Origin of the sequence: Aeromonas sp. QDB54 (assembly GCF_027707385.1) — a bacterium.
GTDB classification, from domain to species: domain Bacteria; phylum Pseudomonadota; class Gammaproteobacteria; order Enterobacterales; family Aeromonadaceae; genus Aeromonas; species Aeromonas hydrophila.
On sequence record NZ_JAPCIT010000020.1, the window covers coordinates 52244 to 69808 of the forward strand.

At 58.6% G+C, this 17565-nt stretch carries 20 protein-coding genes; all 20 read right to left on the bottom strand.

Annotated elements, in window-relative coordinates; genetic code table 11:
* Positions 1-11 precede the first annotated feature (11 nt).
* A complete protein-coding gene (locus PG881_RS18305; protein WP_005298853.1) occupies positions 12-542 on the bottom strand; it encodes a DsbE family thiol:disulfide interchange protein in 531 nt (176 codons plus the stop codon).
* Positions 539-2494: a heme lyase CcmF/NrfE family subunit gene (locus PG881_RS18310; RefSeq protein WP_060388876.1), complete on the bottom strand. Its 1956-nt coding sequence runs from the start codon at positions 2492-2494 to the stop codon at positions 539-541. Before PG881_RS18310 ends, PG881_RS18305 begins: the two co-directional genes overlap by 4 nt.
* Positions 2495-2576: 82 nt before the next feature.
* Positions 2577-3068, bottom strand: a complete 492-nt coding sequence (gene ccmE / locus PG881_RS18315; protein WP_011705301.1) for a cytochrome c maturation protein CcmE — start codon at positions 3066-3068, stop codon at positions 2577-2579.
* The gene (ccmD, locus tag PG881_RS18320; RefSeq protein WP_011705300.1) at positions 3065-3271 is read right to left on the bottom strand and encodes a heme exporter protein CcmD; all 207 of its coding nucleotides are present in this window, start codon (positions 3269-3271) and stop codon (positions 3065-3067) included. The genes ccmE and ccmD overlap by 4 nt, the downstream gene beginning before the upstream one ends.
* 2 nt (positions 3272-3273) lie before the next feature.
* On the bottom strand, positions 3274-4014 hold the full coding sequence (locus PG881_RS18325) for a heme ABC transporter permease (RefSeq protein ID WP_011705299.1): 741 nt from the start codon (positions 4012-4014) through the stop codon (positions 3274-3276).
* A 163-nt stretch (positions 4015-4177) separates the two neighbouring features.
* Positions 4178-4846, bottom strand: coding sequence for a heme exporter protein CcmB (gene ccmB / locus PG881_RS18330; RefSeq protein ID WP_011705298.1), 669 nt, complete (start codon positions 4844-4846; stop codon positions 4178-4180).
* Between the two features lie 5 nt (positions 4847-4851).
* Complete coding sequence (ccmA, locus tag PG881_RS18335) at positions 4852-5487, bottom strand: cytochrome c biogenesis heme-transporting ATPase CcmA (RefSeq protein WP_011705297.1); 636 nt, start codon at positions 5485-5487, stop codon at positions 4852-4854.
* A 154-nt stretch (positions 5488-5641) separates the two neighbouring features.
* The gene (locus PG881_RS18340; protein ID WP_011705296.1) at positions 5642-6028 is read right to left on the bottom strand and encodes a DUF2802 domain-containing protein; all 387 of its coding nucleotides are present in this window, start codon (positions 6026-6028) and stop codon (positions 5642-5644) included.
* Between the two features lie 18 nt (positions 6029-6046).
* A complete protein-coding gene (locus PG881_RS18345) occupies positions 6047-6535 on the bottom strand; it encodes a chemotaxis protein CheW (protein WP_005298836.1) in 489 nt (162 codons plus the stop codon).
* A 69-nt stretch (positions 6536-6604) separates the two neighbouring features.
* A complete protein-coding gene (locus tag PG881_RS18350; RefSeq protein WP_139390161.1) occupies positions 6605-7477 on the bottom strand; it encodes a chemotaxis protein CheW in 873 nt (290 codons plus the stop codon).
* Positions 7474-8268 (bottom strand): ParA family protein, encoded by a 795-nt coding sequence (locus PG881_RS18355; RefSeq protein WP_011705294.1) that lies wholly within the window; start codon positions 8266-8268, stop codon positions 7474-7476. Before PG881_RS18355 ends, PG881_RS18350 begins: the two co-directional genes overlap by 4 nt.
* A gap of 4 nt (positions 8269-8272) precedes the next feature.
* Entirely contained in the window at positions 8273-9199 is a 927-nt protein-coding gene (locus tag PG881_RS18360; protein ID WP_270801919.1) for an OmpA family protein, read from the bottom strand.
* Positions 9200-9201: 2 nt separating this feature from the next.
* The gene (locus tag PG881_RS18365) at positions 9202-9939 is read right to left on the bottom strand and encodes a flagellar motor protein (RefSeq protein WP_024943899.1); all 738 of its coding nucleotides are present in this window, start codon (positions 9937-9939) and stop codon (positions 9202-9204) included.
* Positions 9940-9941: 2 nt separating this feature from the next.
* On the bottom strand, positions 9942-11057 hold the full coding sequence (locus tag PG881_RS18370) for a protein-glutamate methylesterase/protein-glutamine glutaminase (RefSeq protein ID WP_226033201.1): 1116 nt from the start codon (positions 11055-11057) through the stop codon (positions 9942-9944).
* A 32-nt stretch (positions 11058-11089) separates the two neighbouring features.
* On the bottom strand, positions 11090-13282 hold the full coding sequence (locus PG881_RS18375; RefSeq protein WP_270801923.1) for a chemotaxis protein CheA: 2193 nt from the start codon (positions 13280-13282) through the stop codon (positions 11090-11092).
* A gap of 11 nt (positions 13283-13293) precedes the next feature.
* Complete coding sequence (locus tag PG881_RS18380) at positions 13294-14034, bottom strand: protein phosphatase CheZ (protein WP_011705289.1); 741 nt, start codon at positions 14032-14034, stop codon at positions 13294-13296.
* Positions 14035-14046: 12 nt separating this feature from the next.
* Positions 14047-14418, bottom strand: a complete 372-nt coding sequence (gene cheY, locus PG881_RS18385; RefSeq protein ID WP_005298814.1) for a chemotaxis response regulator CheY — start codon at positions 14416-14418, stop codon at positions 14047-14049.
* A gap of 123 nt (positions 14419-14541) precedes the next feature.
* Complete coding sequence (locus PG881_RS18390) at positions 14542-15261, bottom strand: RNA polymerase sigma factor FliA (protein ID WP_017409955.1); 720 nt, start codon at positions 15259-15261, stop codon at positions 14542-14544.
* On the bottom strand, positions 15254-16129 hold the full coding sequence (locus tag PG881_RS18395; protein WP_010634619.1) for a MinD/ParA family protein: 876 nt from the start codon (positions 16127-16129) through the stop codon (positions 15254-15256). Before PG881_RS18395 ends, PG881_RS18390 begins: the two co-directional genes overlap by 8 nt.
* Position 16130: 1 nt before the next feature.
* On the bottom strand, positions 16131-17552 hold the full coding sequence (gene flhF / locus PG881_RS18400) for a flagellar biosynthesis protein FlhF (protein WP_227289922.1): 1422 nt from the start codon (positions 17550-17552) through the stop codon (positions 16131-16133).
* Between the last annotated feature and the right edge of the window lie 13 nt (positions 17553-17565).

Sequence of the window (17565 nt, forward strand, 5' to 3'; positions counted from 1 at the left end):
CAGGCTCTCCCTCACTTCATGGCGTCATAGATGGGTTTGAGGGTGCTGGCCCACACCTCGGGGTTGACGTCCCCCACGTGGCGATAGCGAATGATGCCCTGACTGTCGATGAAGAAGGTCTCCGGCGCGCCGTAGACCCCCAGATCCAGCCCCAGCATGCCGTCGGGATCATAAAGATTGATCTGGTAGGGATTGCCGAGCTCCGCCAGCCAGTTGATGGCCTTGGCGCGTTCATCCTTGTAGTTCATGCCGACGATGTAGATCCCCTGCCCCGCCAGCTGCTTGAGGTAGGTGTGCTCCCCATAGCAGGTCGGGCACCAGGTGGCCCAGACGTTGAGCAGCATGGGGCGCCCCTTGAGGATGCTCCTGTCATGCTGCTTATTGAGGTCGTAGATGTCCTGCAGGGTGAACACGGGCACTTCCTTGCCCACCATCACGGACTCGAGCTTGGTAGGATCGGAGTAGAGCCCCTTGAACAAAAACACGGCCCCCAGCAGAAACACGATGAAGGGGATCAGAAACAACCAGGTCTTCTTGCTCATGCCTTGGCCTCCTCGTCACGGCGACCGAAACGGTAGCGCTTGTCCAGCATCGCCAGCACGCCGCCGATGGCCATGAAGACGCCGCCGAACCAGATCCAGCGCACGAAGGGTTTGTAGTAGATCCGCACCGCCCAGGCGCCGCTGTCGAGCTGCTCACCGAGTGCCGCGTAGAGATCCCGGGTGAAGCCGGCATCGATGGCCGCCTCGGTCATCGGCATCCGGGTCACCTTGTACATGCGTTTCTCCGGCTTGAGCAGGGCGACCTGCTTGCCGTCCTTGTGCACTTCCAGTACGCCCTTGAAGCCGTCGTAGTTGGGGCCGTTCTTCTCCTTGATGCCGGTGAAGACGAACTCGTAGTCGGCAAACTGGACCCGATCGCCGGCCTGCATCCGCAGATCCTTCTCGATGCTGTAGTTCTGGGTACAGGCGATGCCGATGATGCTGACCGCGAGGCCCACGTGGCCCAGGATCATCGCCCAGTGGCTGTTGCCAAGCCGGCGCACGCCGACGGCGAAGCTGTGCTTGTGGGTGGCACGCACCCAGGTCTCCTGCACGCTGGTCACGATGATCCAGGCGCCAAGCCCGATACCGAGCGCAGCCCAGGGCTTGAACTCCTCGGCCAGCAGCAGCGGCAGCAAGATGGCGGCGGCCAGGCTCAATACCAGCGCCAGCACCACCTTGCCCTTGAGCTCACCCAGCTCCTGGCGACGCCAGCGAAACAACGGGCCGACCCCCAGCAACAGGGCGAACGGAATGATCAGCCAGCTGTAGATGTGGTTGAAGAAGGGAGTACCGATGGAGATGCTGCCCAGCCCCAGCTCCTTGTGTACCAGCGGCAGCAGGGTGCCGAGCAGCACGGTCAGCAGACCCGCCACCAGCATGATGTTGTTGCACAGCAGAAGGGTCTCGCGGCTCCACAGTTCATGCTTGCCGTGGCTTCTCACCTGGGAGCCCTTGAAGGCAAACAGCAGCAAGGATGAACCGATTACCGCCAGCAGGAAGCCCAGAATGAACAGGCCGCGGGTCGGGTCGGAGGCAAATGCATGCACCGACACCAGCACGCCGGAGCGCACCAGGAAGGTACCGAGCAGGCTCAAGGAGAAGGCGGAAAGCGCCAGCAGCACGGTCCAGGCCTTGAAGGTGGCGCGCTTTTCACTCACCGCCAGCGAGTGCAGCAGGGCGGTGCCCGCCAGCCAGGGCATGAAGGAGGCGTTTTCTACCGGATCCCAGAACCACCAGCCACCCCAGCCGAGCTCGTAATAGGCCCACCAGGAGCCCAGCACGATACCCAGGGTGAGGAAGACCCAGGCCGCCATGGTCCAGGGACGCGACCAGCGCGCCCAGGTGGCATCGAGCCGACCGGTCATCAAGGACGCTATGGCGAAGGCAAAGGCCACCGAGAAGCCCACATAGCCCATGTAGAGCATCGGCGGGTGGAAAATGAGGCCGGGATCCTGCAACAGCGGGTTGAGGTCGCGCCCATCCACCGGGAAGTAGGGCAAGGTGCGGGTGAAGGGGTCGGAGGTAAACAGCACGAAGGCGGTGAAACCGACCGAGATGAGGCCGAGCACGCCGAGCACCCGCGCCACCGCGTCGAGCGGCAGGCGGCGGCTGAACATGGCGACCGCCGCCGTCCAGCCCCCCAGGGTCAGCACCCACAGCAGCAGAGAGCCTTCATGGGCACCCCACACCGCGGAGATGCGATAGGCCAGCGGCAGCAAGCTGTTGGAGTTGGTGGCCACGTACTGCACGGTAAAATCGTTGTCGATGAAGGCCCAGGTCAGGCACAGGAACGACAGCAACAGCAGCAGGAACTGGGCATAGGCGAGCGGACGGGCCGCCGACATCATGCCAAGGCGCCCCCATTTGGCTCCGAGCAGCGGATAGCTGCCCAGCAGCAGGGCGGTGGCGAAGGCCAGGATCAGTGAAAACTGTCCCAATTCAGGGATCATGGCTGAACTCCTTTCAAATGAGCCGCAGCACGACCCTGTAAACCGGCTTGAAAAGGTGAAAACGGTGCGAATGCTGCCGGGATCATTGCTTGCTCCCCTTCAGCTGCGCCTCGGTATATTCCGGCTTGAAGTGCATGCCGTTGGTAGCATCGGCCACTTCCGGCGGCATGTAGTTCTCATCGTGCTTGGCCAGCACCTCGAAGGCGGCGACCGTGGTGGCATCCTTGAGGGTGCCCTGGGCGACGATGCCCTGCCCCTCACGGAACAGGTCCGGCAGGATGCCGTCAAACTCGACGGTCACCAGATGCCCGCCGTTGTCCACCAGCTTGAAGGCCACCTTGAGGCTCTGGGGATCCCGCTGTACCGAACCCGGTACCACCAGACCGCCGATGCGCAGGCGCTGTCCCTCTTCCGGCTTGATCTTGTCCGGGCCCTTGCCCTCCACCAGCTCGCTCGGGGTGTAGAAGAGATCGATGTTCTGGCTGAGGGCATAGAGCACCAGGCCGATCACCGCGGCAAGCCCGGCACTGATCGCCAGGATGATGGTGAGGCGTTTCTTGCGTCTCGGGTTCATAGGGTGTTCTCCATCTGCTGGGCCGCCTTGCGGCGGGCCTCGCGCGCCTGCTTGTTGCGCAGTTCACCGAGCAGGGCGCGGGTTTTCATACGGGTGGAAATGACGATGCCGACCAGGCAGAGCAGGGTCAGACCGAAAGAGAGCCAGACGTAGAAGGCGTAACCGCCCATCGCCAGAAAGTCACTGAATGAGGCAAAGTGCATGCTTACTTCTCCTGCTCGGCTATCTCTTTGACCCAGGGGCGGTGCCACTCCCGCATCAAGAGCTCGTTTCGAAAACGCATCAGGGAGAGGGCCCCGAGGAAAGCGGCAAAGGCCAGGATCATGATGAGCAGCGGCCACAGCATCTCGGGCGAGATGGAAGGCTTGTCAAACTTGGTGATGCTGGCGCCCTGGTGCAGGGTGTTCCACCACTCCACCGAGTAGTGGATGATGGGCAGGTTGATCACCCCCACCAGCGCCAGGATGCCGGCGGCGCGACCGGCCAGCACCTTGTCGCTGAAGGCGTTGTAGAGGGCGATGACACCGAGGTAGAGGAACAGCAGGATCAGCTCGGAGGTGAGTCGTGCATCCCACACCCACCAGGTGCCCCACATGGGTTTGCCCCAGGCGGCGCCGGTAAACAGTGCGATGAAGGTGAACACGGCGCCGACCGGCGCGACCGCGGCCACCGTCATGTCCGCCATCCGTAACTGCCACACCAGGCCGATGAAGGCGGCCACCGCCATGGTGGAGTAGGCCCCCATGGAGAGGATCGCGGCCGGAACATGGATGTAGATGATCCGGAAGGAGTCGCCCTGCTGATAATCCGCAGGTGCAAAGGCCAGCCCCCAGAGGGTGCCGATGATGAATGCCAGCAGGCTTGTCACGGCAAACCAGGGCAGCAGGGTCCCTGCCAACTGGTACGCGCGCTCGGGTTTAGCGTAAGGGTGCAACCATTTCCACATAGCTCACAAAACCTTTCTGTTATTAATATCGTGGCGAGGCCTACCATACCCACTGCCGGAAAACATCACATCCCCCGAAAGCAATAAGCAGCCATCCTCTTGATCTATCTCAATTATATTTTTTATAACGGCCCTTCCATGGCCACTTTTTCAGACGCTTTCGTCAATTCACGCTGACTCGCAGCGCCGCCGAGACCGCCAGCGGGGTCAGGGTCAGCGCACCGGCCAGCATGGCCCCCAGAATCGCCAGCTGCCCCGAATAGGGCAGCCCCATCCCCGCCGCATCGATGGCGGAGGTGGCAAAAATCAGTACCGGAATATAGAGCGGCAGGATCAGCAGGCTGAGCAGTACCCCCCCCTTGCGCAAACCGACCGTCAGGGCGACGCCGACCGCCCCGAGCAGGCTCAGCACGGGCGTCCCCAGCGCCAGGGTGGCGACCACCGCCAGATAAGTGTTCATGTCCAGCGACAGCAAAATGGCGAGCAGCGGAGAGATGAGCAGCAGTGGCAGGCCAGTCAGCAACCAGTGAGCGATCACTTTGGCCAGCGCCAGCAAGCCCAGCGGATGGGGCATCAGCATCATCTGCTCCAGCGCACCGTCGCCGAAGTCGTCGCGAAACAGCCGTTCCAGCGACAGCATGGCCGCCAGCAAGGCGGCCACCCAGATGATGCCGGGAGCGATGCGGGCCAGCAGCTTGGGCTCGGGGCCGATCCCTAACGGAAACAGGGTGATGACGATGAGGAAAAACCAGAGCGGGTTGAGGATGTCGGAGCGCTGGCGCAGGGCCATCAATAACTCGCGGTGGATCAGGTGCATTACGGCGCGCAACATCAGAACTACTCCTGCAGCAAGGGCGTGAGAGAGAGGGTCTTCAACCGTCCCTGCATCAGGGTCATGTCCTGATGGGTGGTGAGGATCACCATGCCCCCTCGTTCGGCGTGGGTCAGGAACAGCCGTTCCAGCACCTTCACCCCCTGCTTGTCGATGGCGGTGAACGGCTCATCCAGGATCCAGAGCGCCGGCTTGTCGCTGAGCCACAGGCGGGCCAGCGCGACACGGCGCTGCTGGCCGGCAGAGAGCTGACCGGTGGGGTTGTCTTCAAACCCGGCCAGACCGACCTGGGCCAGCACCCGCCACAGATCCACGCTGGTATCGGCCGCATGGTGCAGTTTCTGGTAAAAGGCGAGGTTTTCGAGCGGTGTCAGGGCAGCCTTGACGCCAGGCTGGTGACCGAGATAGAGCAGATTGGCGTGATATTCATCGCGGCAACTGCGGATATTTTCGCCATTCCAGCACACTTCACCGGCAAAGGGTTGCGACAAGCCGGTCAGCAAGCGCAGCAGGCTGGTCTTCCCTACCCCGTTGGGGCCTTCAATTTGCACCAGATCACCGGGAGCCACCGCAAAGGAGAGATGTTCAAACAGAGTGCGATCTTCACGCACGCAGCTCAGATTGTGAATTTGAAGCAGCATGAGGATGTAATCAGTGAAAAGAAGCGGCCTGCATATTAACACAGTATCGGGAAGCGTCTTTTCAAAGATGCCAATTATCAGCAGGATTTGTGGGGGAGATCCCGCCTTGAAGAGGGGGGAAGAAAATCAGGAAGGCGGATGCCTTCCCGAACATTCATGAGCGGCCTTTTCGCAATGAAATCAACAATTCAGCCTCGGCCTTAGGCAATTCACATTCGTTCATGACCTCATCGAGGTCGGCACCGAGTTCCACCATCTTGGCGGCGCGGCTGTACAGACGGCGTTCCGGATCCTGCAGGGTCAGCTCCTGCTGGCGATCGTTGATCTGCTGCATGGCCCCTTCGACGGATTGCAGACGCTGGCCCATGCCGATGGCCCCGGTATGCAGCTCCATCATCTGCTTGCGCAGGCTCTCGAGCTGCCCTTGCAGCGTCTCCACCCTGGCCTCGGACTCTCGCTGGCCACGTCGGCTGCCAATCACCCCATACAGGGCCAGCACCAACGCCAGCAAGGACAACCCCAAGGCGGCAATTTCAATCATCAACACATTATCTTCCTATCAGAGGGAACCGATATCTTCCCACTCTTCATCGGAGAGCAGCTTGTTCAGATCGACCAGGATCAACAGCTGACCATCGCGGTTGCTGACACCCTGAATGAACTTGGCACTCTCTTCGGTACCCACCGCCGGGGCCGCGTCGATCTCGGAGGAGCGCAGATAAACCACCTCGGCCACGCTGTCGACCATGATGCCGATCACCTGCTTCTCCGCCTCGATGATGACGATACGCGAGTTCTCACTCACATCGCCGGAGGGCAGGCCGAAACGGGAACGGGTATCGATGACGGTCACCACGTTGCCGCGCAGGTTGATGATGCCCAGTACATACTCGGGTGCACCGGGCACAGGGGCGATCTCGGTGTAGCGCAGCACCTCCTGCACCTGCATCACGTTGATGCCGTAGGTTTCATTTTCCAGCTGGAAGGTGACCCATTGCAGCACTTCATCTTCGGCCAGATTCTGTGCAATATTGCGCTTTTCTGTCATGTTTTTATTCCTTTTATGAAAACGTCTACTGGTAAAACTAGCAATAAAACAGCCCGAGTGCAGAAGTTATCAGCGACCTTCTATGTTGACCCCGCGCTCCAGCAACAGGAGCAATTCCTTCACGTGCAGCAGGGCACACATCTTCTCCTTGACCATGCCCGCCAGCCAGGGGCGTTTACCTTCCTGATGGCGCCATTTGACCTGGTCACGATGCAATAACTCCGTTCCCTTCAGATGATGGCAGGCAAGTCCCCAGGGAGATTCACCCAGCATGATCAAATACTTGTAATCAGGCACTTCCAGATGCTGGCCGGGCATGACCCACTGCGCCGTGTCCACCACGTTCATCTTCTGTTCGCGGGAAGTCATGATCCCCTTGTACCAGCCTGGCTGACCAAACAGGGTGTTCACCTCTCCCAATTGATGAATGCCGCCAAGCTCGGTCAACGGCACCGCAAAGGTGACACCGGCGACCTCAAAGAACAGCGCCTGAAACTCCTTGCCGGTATCGATATTCTCCCAGGTGGAGGGTGCAACCTCCTCCTGTGGCGCCAGCGCAACTTCTGTCTCCGTCACCACCAGCGTGGCAGGATCCGCAGCTGCAGGCTCGGGCATCACTTCGGGCCAGACTGGCTCGACGGGCAGCAGGGCATCTTCTGCCTCAATCTGGAGCGGCTCGCTGACGACCTCTTCATGGCTCAGCGCGTCGATTTCAAACTGCACCTGACCGACCTGAGCCAGCAATTCACTCAACTGCTCCAGCCGTTGATCCGCTTCCAGATAGGGTTGCGCCACCTTATCGGCAACCGGCTGGGGCTGACGCTGCAACTGTATGACGGGGGCAGAGTCAGGCTCATCGGACGAATCCAGCAACAGCGCATCATCCAGCAACAGGGAGTGGAAGTAATCATCCATGGCCCGAACTTGGGTGGTATCTCTCATGATGTCACCTCATGAGCACGCTGACGCTCTTGCGCATCAAGATAGTTGAGCAGGGTCTCATAGGCATAGGTGCCACGGCTGCTCGGCGAATAGATGGAGGGGGGAATGTGAAGCAAACTGGCATCCCGGAACTTGGTATCTATGGGTATGACGGCATTCCATACCGCATTGCCGTGCTGCTCCTTGATGGACTGCAGAGTCATCAGCGAGGCACGGGTTCGCTTGTCAAACATGGTGGGAATGACGGTATAACGGAACTTCTCCCGCTTGGAACGCTGCATGATTTCAAACGTCTTCATCATCCGCTCCAGCCCTTTGAGCGCCAGAAACTCGGTCTGCACCGGTACCAGGATCCGGTCACACGCCGCCAGCGCATTGACCATCATGACCCCCAAGACGGGCGGGCAGTCGATCAGCACATAATCGTACTGATCCTGAATGCGCAGCAGTGCTCGCTTGAGTACCAGCCCCATCCCCTCACGGTTGCCCATCACCCGATCCAGGGTCGCCAGAGTGATTGACGCGGGCAACAGATGAATGTTGTCAAACTTGGTGCGCAGCGTCAGTTTATTGACGAGCTCTGCCGTTGGTTTGACCGCCTGAAACAGCTCATAAAGAGTGCCATCCAGCCGGTCGGAATCAAAATCGAGATAAGAGGTCAGGGAGGCATGAGGGTCGGTGTCAATCAACAGCACCCGCTGACCGCGCTGGGCCAGAATACCGGCCAGCGAGACCACTGTGGTGGTTTTACCGACCCCACCCTTTTGGTTGGCAACCGTCCAAACAATCACTGTATCAATCCTGCCTCGTTGTTATGCGTATGCCACCACCTGGCAGCGTGATCACCTTGACCTCTCCTGCCTCAACCGCCTGTTGCACTGCCGGCACTTGTGTCTCCGTTACAGGCTGCACCGAGGGAGTTGATACCGGCACGGGTGGCACCCAGGCGAACTTGGAAATAGCGACCACCACCTTGCGATTCTGTAAACGTCCCTGCTCGGTACTGTTGTCCGTGAAGGGAGAAAACTCCCCGTAAGCTTCATAGGCCAACCGCTGCGGCGCTATCCCTTTGGCGATGAGTGCGGTGAGCACGGCTTCCGCCCTTGCCGCAGACAACGTCCAGTTGGAACGAAAAATTTCATTATTTATCTGCTGGTTATCGGTATAACCGCGCACTCTTACATAGTTATCGACCTGCTTCAGAATACTTGAAAGAGTATTTAGCACGGGATCGGCATTGGTACTCATGAAGGCGCTGCCACTGCCAAACAACAGACCTGAGCTCAGCTCGACCGTCAACCAGTTGTCATTGAGCGTCAACTTGACTACCCCGGCATCGACCAGAGAACCCATGCTCTCCTGCAATTGCGTATCGATCTTCGCAAGAGTCATACCATCTTGCGCGATGGGAACACCTGAGATGGGAGCCAAAGAGGGTGAGCGGGCTGTGGCGCTCTCCAGAACCGAGGAGGCGGCAGATACCTCGTTGTTCAACAACGACTTTCCCTGCCCTTCCAGCAAACCGTCGCTACGTGGCTGCATGACGTTGAATGCCTGGGTCATGCCATCGATGACCGCGCGATACTTGTCCTTGTTGACCAGTGCCACCGAATAGAGCACCACAAACAGGGCGAAGATCAGCGTCATGTAATCGGCGTAGGAAACCAGCCAGCGATCGAGATGTTCCCGACCTTGCAGATGCAAACGGTAGCGCTTGCGCATGGCTATTCTCCCTTCAGATAAGCCTTCAACCGCCGTTCAACCTGAGGACCATTTTCGCCGTGGGCGATTGCCATCAAGCCTTCCAGCGTCATCTCCTGAAACAGGGCGTAATGATAGTGAAAAGCCCGCAACCGGTTGGCAATCGGCAGGTATAGCAGATTGGCAAAGCCAACCCCGTAAATAGTGGCGACAAACGCAACGGCAATACCGGCACCCAGCGAGGCGGGTTCTTCCAGATGAAACATGGCCTGGATAAGTCCAATCACGGCACCGATGATACCTATGGTCGGACTGTAACCCCCCATGGCTTCAAAGACTCTGGCGGAGTGTTCGTTTCGCTCCTGCTCGATATCGATATCTGCTTCCAGCAGCATGCGAATATCATCTATCGACACCCCGTCAACGATCATGGTGAGTCCCTGCCGGGTAAATTCGTCGCTCTCCTGATCAGCCTGGTTCTCCAGCGCCAGCAACCCTTGCTGACGTGCAAACACGGCCCAGGCTTGCAGTCGTTCAGCTTGGGCGACCAGATCCCAGGCGGGAGGTAACAGCATCCAACGGGTCTGTCTTATCGCTTCCAGCAGAAACTTGCGTGGCGTCTGCAAAATGACAGCCCCCCAGGTTCCTCCTACAACGATGACGAAAGCAGGCCCATCAAGCAGGGTGAGCAGGTTGCCGCCATGCCATAACTGGGCAATGGCGATGGCTCCCAGTGCCAGGATCAGGCCGAACATGCCCATCGTTAGCGGCCCAGCTCAACCAGGATTCGTTGTGCAACCCGATCAAGCGGCAGTGATTCCGTGGCGATGCCGGCCTTGGCAACCGCTTGTGGCATGCCATATACCACGCAGGAGGCTTCGTCCTGTGCCCAGATGGTAGAGCCCTGCTCCTTGAGCAGACGCGCACCATCCCGACCATCCGCCCCCATCCCGGTCAATACGATGGCGAGCACCTTGTCGGCATAGGTTTTGGCAGCAGACGCAAAGGTGATGTCGACACATGGCTTGTAATTCACCTTGTCATTGCCATCGACAATCCGGATGCGGGCACCCGCACCACGCCCCTCCAGCAGCATCTGCTTGCCGCCCGGAGCCAGGTAGGCATGGCCAGGTTTGAGTACATCGCCATCTTCCGCTTCCTTGACTCCGATCTGGCACAGACCATTGAGTCGAGCGGCAAACGCGGCGGTAAAGGTTGCCGGCATATGCTGGATCAACAAGATGGGATGAGGGAAATCACCGGGTAATTTGGTCAACACGTTCTGCAGCGCAACCGGGCCACCCGTCGAGGTACCGATGGCCACCAGCTGATAGCTCTTGCCACTGCGTTTGAAGGCAGCCACAGGCATGGCGCGCGGCGGCTCGGCCTGACGCTCTGCCGGCCGGGCGATTGAGCTGCCCAGCGGGGAACGGGCGGCAGGTTCAGGGGCTTTGGGACGAGCAGGTGCCGCCATCAGGAAACGCTTGCGAGAAATCTCCTTGACTCGCTGCTGCAACAGGCGAACGGCTTCATCCTTGTCACGAGCGATATCTTCAAATTTCTTGGGCAGGAAATCGAGCGCCCCGGCATCCAGCGCATCCAGCGTCGCCTTGGCCCCTTCATGAGTCAAAGAGGAGAACATCAGGATCGGAGTCGGACACTTGGCCATGATCTCGCGTACGGCACTGATGCCATCCATCACGGGCATCTCGATGTCCATGGTGATCACATCCGGGCGCAGCTGGATCGCCTTGTCCACGGCCTCACGTCCATTTTGAGCCGTATCGATCACCGTCAGCATGGGATCCTGAGTAATGATCTCGCTGACCCGACGACGGAAGAAGCTCGAATCGTCGACAACTAATACCTTGACTGCCATTGTTATTTTTCTAACTCCTTGGGCCTGGGCTATCAATGTCTACGGGCATACGCCTTGAGCAGACTCGGCACATCGAGAATGAGTGCAATACCGCCATCGCTGGTGATGGTGGCTCCCGCCATGCCTGGGGTACCTTGCAACAGGCTGTCCAGCGGCTTGATCACCACTTCTTCCTGGCCAATCAGGTTATCCACGACAAAACCGATCTGCTGCGTGCCAATCTGCACGATGACCACATGACCCGTATCCTGCCGTGATTTCTTGTGTTTGCCCCTGACCAGCCAGTTGTACAGATAGAAGAGCGGGATGGCTTTTTCGCGCACTATGATGGTGAGCTGCCCATCCACCATGTTGGCCTTCTTGAGATCCAGGTGGAAAATTTCGTTCACGCAGCCCAGCGGCAACGCGAAGGTCTGCTCACCCACTTCCACCATCAGGGTCGGCAGAATCGCCAGGGTCAGCGGTACTTTGATTTCAAGACGGGTGCCCTTGCCCCAGGTCGAATCGATATGCACCGAGCCATTGAGGCTGACGATACTGGTCTTCACCACGTCCATCCCGACACCACGGCCGGAGATATCCGAGATCTCGGACTTGGTAGAAAAACCGGGGGCGAAGATCAGGTTGTAGGCATCGTTGTCGCTCATCCGAGCCGCCGTATCGGCATCCAGCACACCACGGCTGATGGCGATGGACTTGAGCTTCTCGGGATCCATACCGGCACCATCATCTTCGATGCACAGCAAGATATGATCGCCCTGCTGGGAAGCGCTCAGGGTAATGGTACCCTGCCGTGGCTTGCCAGCTTTCTCGCGGACATCCGGCATTTCAACGCCATGGTCACAGGAGTTGCGCACCAGGTGAACCAGCGGGTCAGCCAGCGCTTCAACCAGGTTCTTGTCCAGATCTGTCTCTTCCCCGACCATCACCAGCTCAATTTCTTTCTTGAGGGTACGAGCCAGATCACGAACAACGCGCGGGAAGCGACCAAACACTTTCTTGATGGGCTGCATGCGGGTTTTCATCACCGCACCCTGCAGATCTGCCGTCACCACATCCAGGTTGGCAACCGCTTTTGACATGTCTTCATCGTTGCTGGCAATACCAAGACTGACCAGACGGTTGCGCACCAATACCAGCTCACCCACCATGTTCATGATGACGTCCAGCGTCTTGGTATCCACCCGAACGGTGGTATCGCTTTGCACTGCGTTATCAGCAGGCGCAGGGGCCGGTTGCTTGGCTGGCGCAGGGGCTGGTGCCGGTTTTGCCGGTGCAGCAGCCGGTTTGGCTGCGACCGGTGCCGGGGCTGGCTTGGCGGTCGGAGCTGGCGTGGCGGCAGCGGGTGCTACCGCGGCCTGCACTGGCGCGGCTGGCGGCGGCATGATACTGGTTTGCGGCCCCTGGCCACGACCGTGCAATTCATCCAGCAGACGCTCGAATTCATCGTCATCGATCAGTTCATCGACTTCTTTTTGTACTGATTTCAATGGGTTGCTTTCGGGGGCACCGCCATGTTGGCCCTGACCATGCAGCTGATCGAGCAGAGCCTCGAATTCATCGTCGGTAATATCACCAGAGCTTGCCACCACAGGACTGGCGGCAGCCGTTGGTGCGCCTCCCACCCCATGCAGTTCATCGAGCAGGCGCTCGAATTCATCGGCGGAGATCTCGTCGATGGATCCCCCACCACTGACCACGGAAGACGCGGGGACGGGATCGGCGACAGGTTCCGGGATGACTGCGGCCACCTCGACCACCTCTTCAACGGCAGGGGCCATCTCTTCGGACGCCGCATTGCCACCCGCAGAGGCGGTCAACAGCTGCTCTTCCCCTTCAGGCTTGCAGAGCTCATGCAGGTCGTGCAGGATTTCAGCGGAAGCCGGGCTTGGCGGTTCGCGATTCTGCACCTGGGCAAACATCACATTGATGGCATCCAGCGCCTGCAAAATGACATCCATCAACTCGGCGGTAACGGTCCGCTTGCCATTGCGCAAGATATCGAACACGTTCTCGGCACCGTGACAAACATCCACTAATTCGGTCAGCGAGAGAAAGCCGGCACCGCCTTTGACGGTATGGAAGCCGCGAAATATGGCATTCAACAGATTCTTGTCATCGGGCCGCTTTTCCAAGTCGACCAGTTGTTCAGACAACTGTTCCAATATTTCGGATGCTTCGACCAAAAAGTCTTGCAGTATGTCTTCATCAACTTCGAAGGCCATGCGTCACTCCATTAAAATCCCAGGCTAGACAGCAGATCGTCCACATCATCCTGACCATTGACCACATCGGAACGAGTCTCAGGGTTCATGATGGGGCCTTCAGCTTCAATCCCGCTTACAGGAAGGCTGCGAGAAGAGTGCTCAGCAGATGCCTCACCAAACATAGTCAGCATTTCTATTAATTTAGTTTCAACTTCCTGAACCAACTTGATGACCTTGCGGATCATCTGGCCGGTCAAATCCTGAAAATCTTGCGCCATCAGGATTTCTGTCAGCAGTTGCCGTAATTTATCGGCATCAGATTCAGAAGCCTTAATGAAATCATCCAGTTGGTGACACAAAGACTTGAACTGCCCAACACTCATCTCTCTGCTCATCAGGGCATTCCAGTTGGGCAGAACAAGCTGAATATTGTCATTTAGTCGATCGGCAATCGGTAGACTGGCTTCCACGGCATCCATGGTGCGATTGGCCGCTTTGTCCGTCATGTCGATGACATAACTGAGTCGCTCCCGCGCATCGGGGATTTCATGGGTGGCCAGATCGGGGATCCGTGGATCTAGCCGAAAATCTTGTAGGGAATCATGCAGTTGTCGGGTCAACTGACCCACTTTGTCAAACAGGGCCGCCGCATTGGGAGCACACGCATCGGCGATGAGAGTGTCGGCCTGTTCAAATTCACCTTGCTCAAGATGGGCAACAAGCATCCTTGCCTGATCGAGCGAAATCATTGCACTCGTTTTGGCCTTCATCCCTGCTGCTCCTTAGCCGATTCGTTCAAAGATTTTGTCGAGTTTCTCTTTGAGCGTTGCAGCAGTGAAAGGCTTGACGATATAGCCATTGACGCCGGCCTGGGCAGCTTCAATGATCTGCTCGCGTTTCGCTTCGGCAGTCACCATCAGCACCGGCAGGTGTTTGAGTTTGTCATCGACACGAATAGCCTTGAGCAGGTCTATACCTTGCATGCCCGGCATGTTCCAGTCGGTCACGACAAATTGAAAATCACCATTTTTCAACATTGGCAAGGCCGTGTTGCCATCGTCTGCTTCGTGGGTATTGTTGAATCCCAAGTCACGCAGCAAGTTCTTGATAATCCGGCGCATCGTTGAAAAATCGTCAACAATGAGGATTTTCATGTTCTTGTCCAAAATTCCCTCCTAAATAGCCGCCAGAGCGGCTCACTTACATGATGCAGATCGCAGGTTTTGTTTTGCGGATTATGCCTTAGAGTTTTGTTTCAGTGTAGCCAGTACAAACACTTATACATGCCAATCTCTTAAACGCGCGCGTAATCTGTGCATCGCCTGACTGTGTATCTGGCTCACGCGAGACTCGCTGACGTTCAATACCTCGCCTATTTCACGCAAGTTCAGTTCTTCATCGTAGTAAAGGGAGAGCACCAGCGCTTCCCGCTCCGGCAAGCGGCCAATGTGTTCGGCCAGCGCCCCTTGAAAACGCTCGGCGGCCAGTTCATCAAACCCGTTGCTGCCCGGCTCGTCATCGGGGTGGCCAATGACATCCTCGCTGACGCCAAGATCTTCGATGCCGATGATCTTGCCGCAGGAGACATCCTGCAGCATGGCGTGATACTCACCAAGGCTGACCCCCATCTGGGCGGCTACCTCGCTATCGCGGGCATCACGGCCATGGGCTTGTTCAACATTTTCGATGGCTTCGGCGATGGTACGGCTGTTGCGGTGGACCGAACGCGGCACCCAGTCACCCCGCCGGATCTCGTCGAGCATGGAACCGCGGATGCGGATCCCGGCGTAGGTTTCAAAGCTCGCCCCCTTGCTGCCGTCAAAATTGCGGGAGGCTTCGAGCAATCCAATCATACCTGCCTGGATCAGGTCATCCAGCAAGACACTGCTTGGCAGGCGAGCCAACAAATGCTGGGCGATCCGTTTCACCAGCGGAGCATGACGCTCGACCAGCACATAGGAATCCTGATGACGCAAGTACGCTTGGGCTTTATTCACGGGAACCTTCCTGTGCTATGACCGGCTTTTGCAGCAAATTTTCCAGGAAAAATTCGAGATGACCGCCGGGTTGGTTAGGAATGGGCCAGCTTGCCGCCTTGTTGGCCAGCGCTCTGAACGCCAGCGCGGCCGGGGACTTGGGGAAGGCTTCGACAATCAGCTTCTGCTTGCGCACGGCGGCTCGCAGATTGGTGTCGTAGGGGACGCAGGCAACCAGTTCCAGCGAGGTATCCAGGAAACGGTCGGTGACCCGGGTCAGCTTGGCATAGAGTTCCTGCCCTTCACGCAAGGATCGAACCATGTTGGCCACCACCTTGAAGCGGAAGACGCCGTGCTCCTTGGAAAGGATCTTGATGAGGGCGTAGGCATCCGTGATGGAGGTCGGTTCATCGCACACCACCACCATGATGTCCTGGGCCGCACGGGTGAAGCTCAGCACCATGTCGGAGATGCCGGCAGCCGTATCCACCAGCAGGATGTCGACCTGGGTCTTCATCTCGCTGAAAGCGCGGATAAGCTCGGCGTGTTGCACCGGCGAGAGCTCGACCATGGACTGGGTACCCGAGGTGGCCGGCACTATCATCATGCCGTAAGGACCCTCGACGATGATGTCGTCGATGGTGCACTCGCCGGCCAGCACGTGGGACAGGTTGCGATGCACCCGCAGCCCCAGCATGACGTCCACGTTGGCCAGGCCAAGGTCGGCGTCCAGTACCATCACCCGTTTGCCCTGGGCGGCCATGGCTCCCGCCACGTTCAGGGTCACGTTGGTCTTGCCGACGCCCCCCTTGCCACCAGACACGGCGATCACTTTTACTCGATTGTTTTGACGCATTTTGCGCAGACCACTCGCCTGATCCATATACATGTTACTCATAAAACTCCGAATCTTCGGCCTCGCCAAAGCCTGTGCCCCAGAAATAGGGTTCTTCTGTTTCCCGCTCCAGCGAGCCCATGGCAGCGCCGACGAGCTGTGCCGCATTGGCGACCTGAATATCTTCCGGAACCCTTTGTCCATCAGTGATATAGCTGATGGGCAATGCATTCTGGATACACACGTTAATCACTTCGCCCAGATTCAGACTCTCATCCAATTTGGTAAGTATGCAGCCGCTCAATGGAATACGCCGGAAATGGTCCACCGCTTCCTGCATCACCCGACGCTGGGAGGTGGCCGACATCACCAGGTAACTGCGGATGCGCACCTTGGCATTCTTGACCAGGGTATCGAGCTGCTCGGTCAGCCGAATATCCCGCTGCCCCACCCCGGCGGTATCGATGAGCACCAGCCGGCGGTGGCGGAACTGATAGAGCGCATTGGCCAGCTCCTCGGCATCCCGCACCTGCCGCACCGGGCAGCCCATGATGCGACCATAGGTCTGCAACTGCTCATGGGCACCGATCCGGTAGTTGTCGGTGGTGATGAGCGCCACCTGCTCGGCGCCATACTTCATGGCAAACCGCGCCGCCAGCTTGGCAATGGTGGTGGTCTTGCCCACCCCGGTCGGCCCGAGCAGGGCAACCGCCCCGCCCTGCCGCAGAATTTCGTCTTCGCTGATCTTGAGCTGGGCCGTCAACACCTCGGCCAACTGGGCCATGGCCTGATGGATCGACATATCCTCGGGGATAAGGCCAGCCAGCTGATCGGCAAAGGCATCGTCAAACCCTATCTTCTTGAGCTCCTTGATGAGCAGGGCACGCATCGGCTCGCGACGCTCCACCTCCTGCCACATCAGGCCGGAGATCTGGTGCTCCAGCAGCTTGCGGATGCTGGCCATCTCCTTGCGCATCCCCTCCATCTCCTGATCCCGCTGGGGGGATTGGGGAGCACGGCCAGGCGCGGTGGCTCTCGCTTTCGGTTTGGCGGGCTCGGGAGCTGCTCCCCATTGTCCCTGTTCGGCCAGAGTGCGGGGCGCGCCGCTGGCAGCAGCCGACGGGGCGCCGCTCTGGCCCGCCTGACCGTTCTGGGCCGGGTTCAGCTTCTGCTGGCGTGCCAGCAGGGCGGCCAAGGTGTCGGCATAATGTTCGTTCTGCTCCTGGGCCGGACTCGGTGCAGGGCGGGTCATCTGCCGTCCGGCAGACGAGATATTGACGCTCTCATCGTTCAACTGACGGCGAACCGGCGCATCTTTGGGTCCCGGAACCTGGGATTGATAATCGACAGCGGCGACTATCTCCACCCCACCGGTGACCTTCTTGTTGGACATGATGACGGCATCGGGCCCGAGAGTCTCCTTGACCTCGGCCAGAGCCGTTCGCATGTCCTTGGCAAAAAACCGCTTAATCTTCACCCGTCATCTCCGC

Bases quoted from the DNA above. Each gene is read 5' to 3' on its own strand.
- PG881_RS18370 (WP_226033201.1), bottom strand. From the start codon at position 11,057: ATGGCAGTCAAGGTATTAGTTGTCGACGATTCGAGCTTCTTCCGTCGT.
- PG881_RS18350 (WP_139390161.1), bottom strand. From the start codon at position 7,477: ATGAGAGATACCACCCAAGTTCGGGCCATGGATGATTACTTCCACTCC.
- PG881_RS18310 (WP_060388876.1), bottom strand. From the start codon at position 2,494: ATGATCCCTGAATTGGGACAGTTTTCACTGATCCTGGCCTTCGCCACC.
- ccmD (WP_011705300.1), bottom strand. From the start codon at position 3,271: ATGCACTTTGCCTCATTCAGTGACTTTCTGGCGATGGGCGGTTACGCC.
- PG881_RS18365 (WP_024943899.1), bottom strand. From the start codon at position 9,939: ATGGGCATGTTCGGCCTGATCCTGGCACTGGGAGCCATCGCCATTGCC.
- PG881_RS18340 (WP_011705296.1), bottom strand. From the start codon at position 6,028: ATGATTGAAATTGCCGCCTTGGGGTTGTCCTTGCTGGCGTTGGTGCTG.
- PG881_RS18325 (WP_011705299.1), bottom strand. From the start codon at position 4,014: ATGTGGAAATGGTTGCACCCTTACGCTAAACCCGAGCGCGCGTACCAG.
- PG881_RS18345 (WP_005298836.1), bottom strand. From the start codon at position 6,535: ATGACAGAAAAGCGCAATATTGCACAGAATCTGGCCGAAGATGAAGTG.
- ccmA (WP_011705297.1), bottom strand. From the start codon at position 5,487: ATGCTGCTTCAAATTCACAATCTGAGCTGCGTGCGTGAAGATCGCACT.
- PG881_RS18360 (WP_270801919.1), bottom strand. From the start codon at position 9,199: ATGCGCAAGCGCTACCGTTTGCATCTGCAAGGTCGGGAACATCTCGAT.
- ccmB (WP_011705298.1), bottom strand. From the start codon at position 4,846: ATGTTGCGCGCCGTAATGCACCTGATCCACCGCGAGTTATTGATGGCC.
- PG881_RS18305 (WP_005298853.1), bottom strand. From the start codon at position 542: ATGAGCAAGAAGACCTGGTTGTTTCTGATCCCCTTCATCGTGTTTCTG.
- PG881_RS18380 (WP_011705289.1), bottom strand. From the start codon at position 14,034: ATGAAGGCCAAAACGAGTGCAATGATTTCGCTCGATCAGGCAAGGATG.
- ccmE (WP_011705301.1), bottom strand. From the start codon at position 3,068: ATGAACCCGAGACGCAAGAAACGCCTCACCATCATCCTGGCGATCAGT.
- PG881_RS18375 (WP_270801923.1), bottom strand. From the start codon at position 13,282: ATGGCCTTCGAAGTTGATGAAGACATACTGCAAGACTTTTTGGTCGAA.
- PG881_RS18395 (WP_010634619.1), bottom strand. From the start codon at position 16,129: ATGTATATGGATCAGGCGAGTGGTCTGCGCAAAATGCGTCAAAACAAT.
- cheY (WP_005298814.1), bottom strand. From the start codon at position 14,418: ATGAAAATCCTCATTGTTGACGATTTTTCAACGATGCGCCGGATTATC.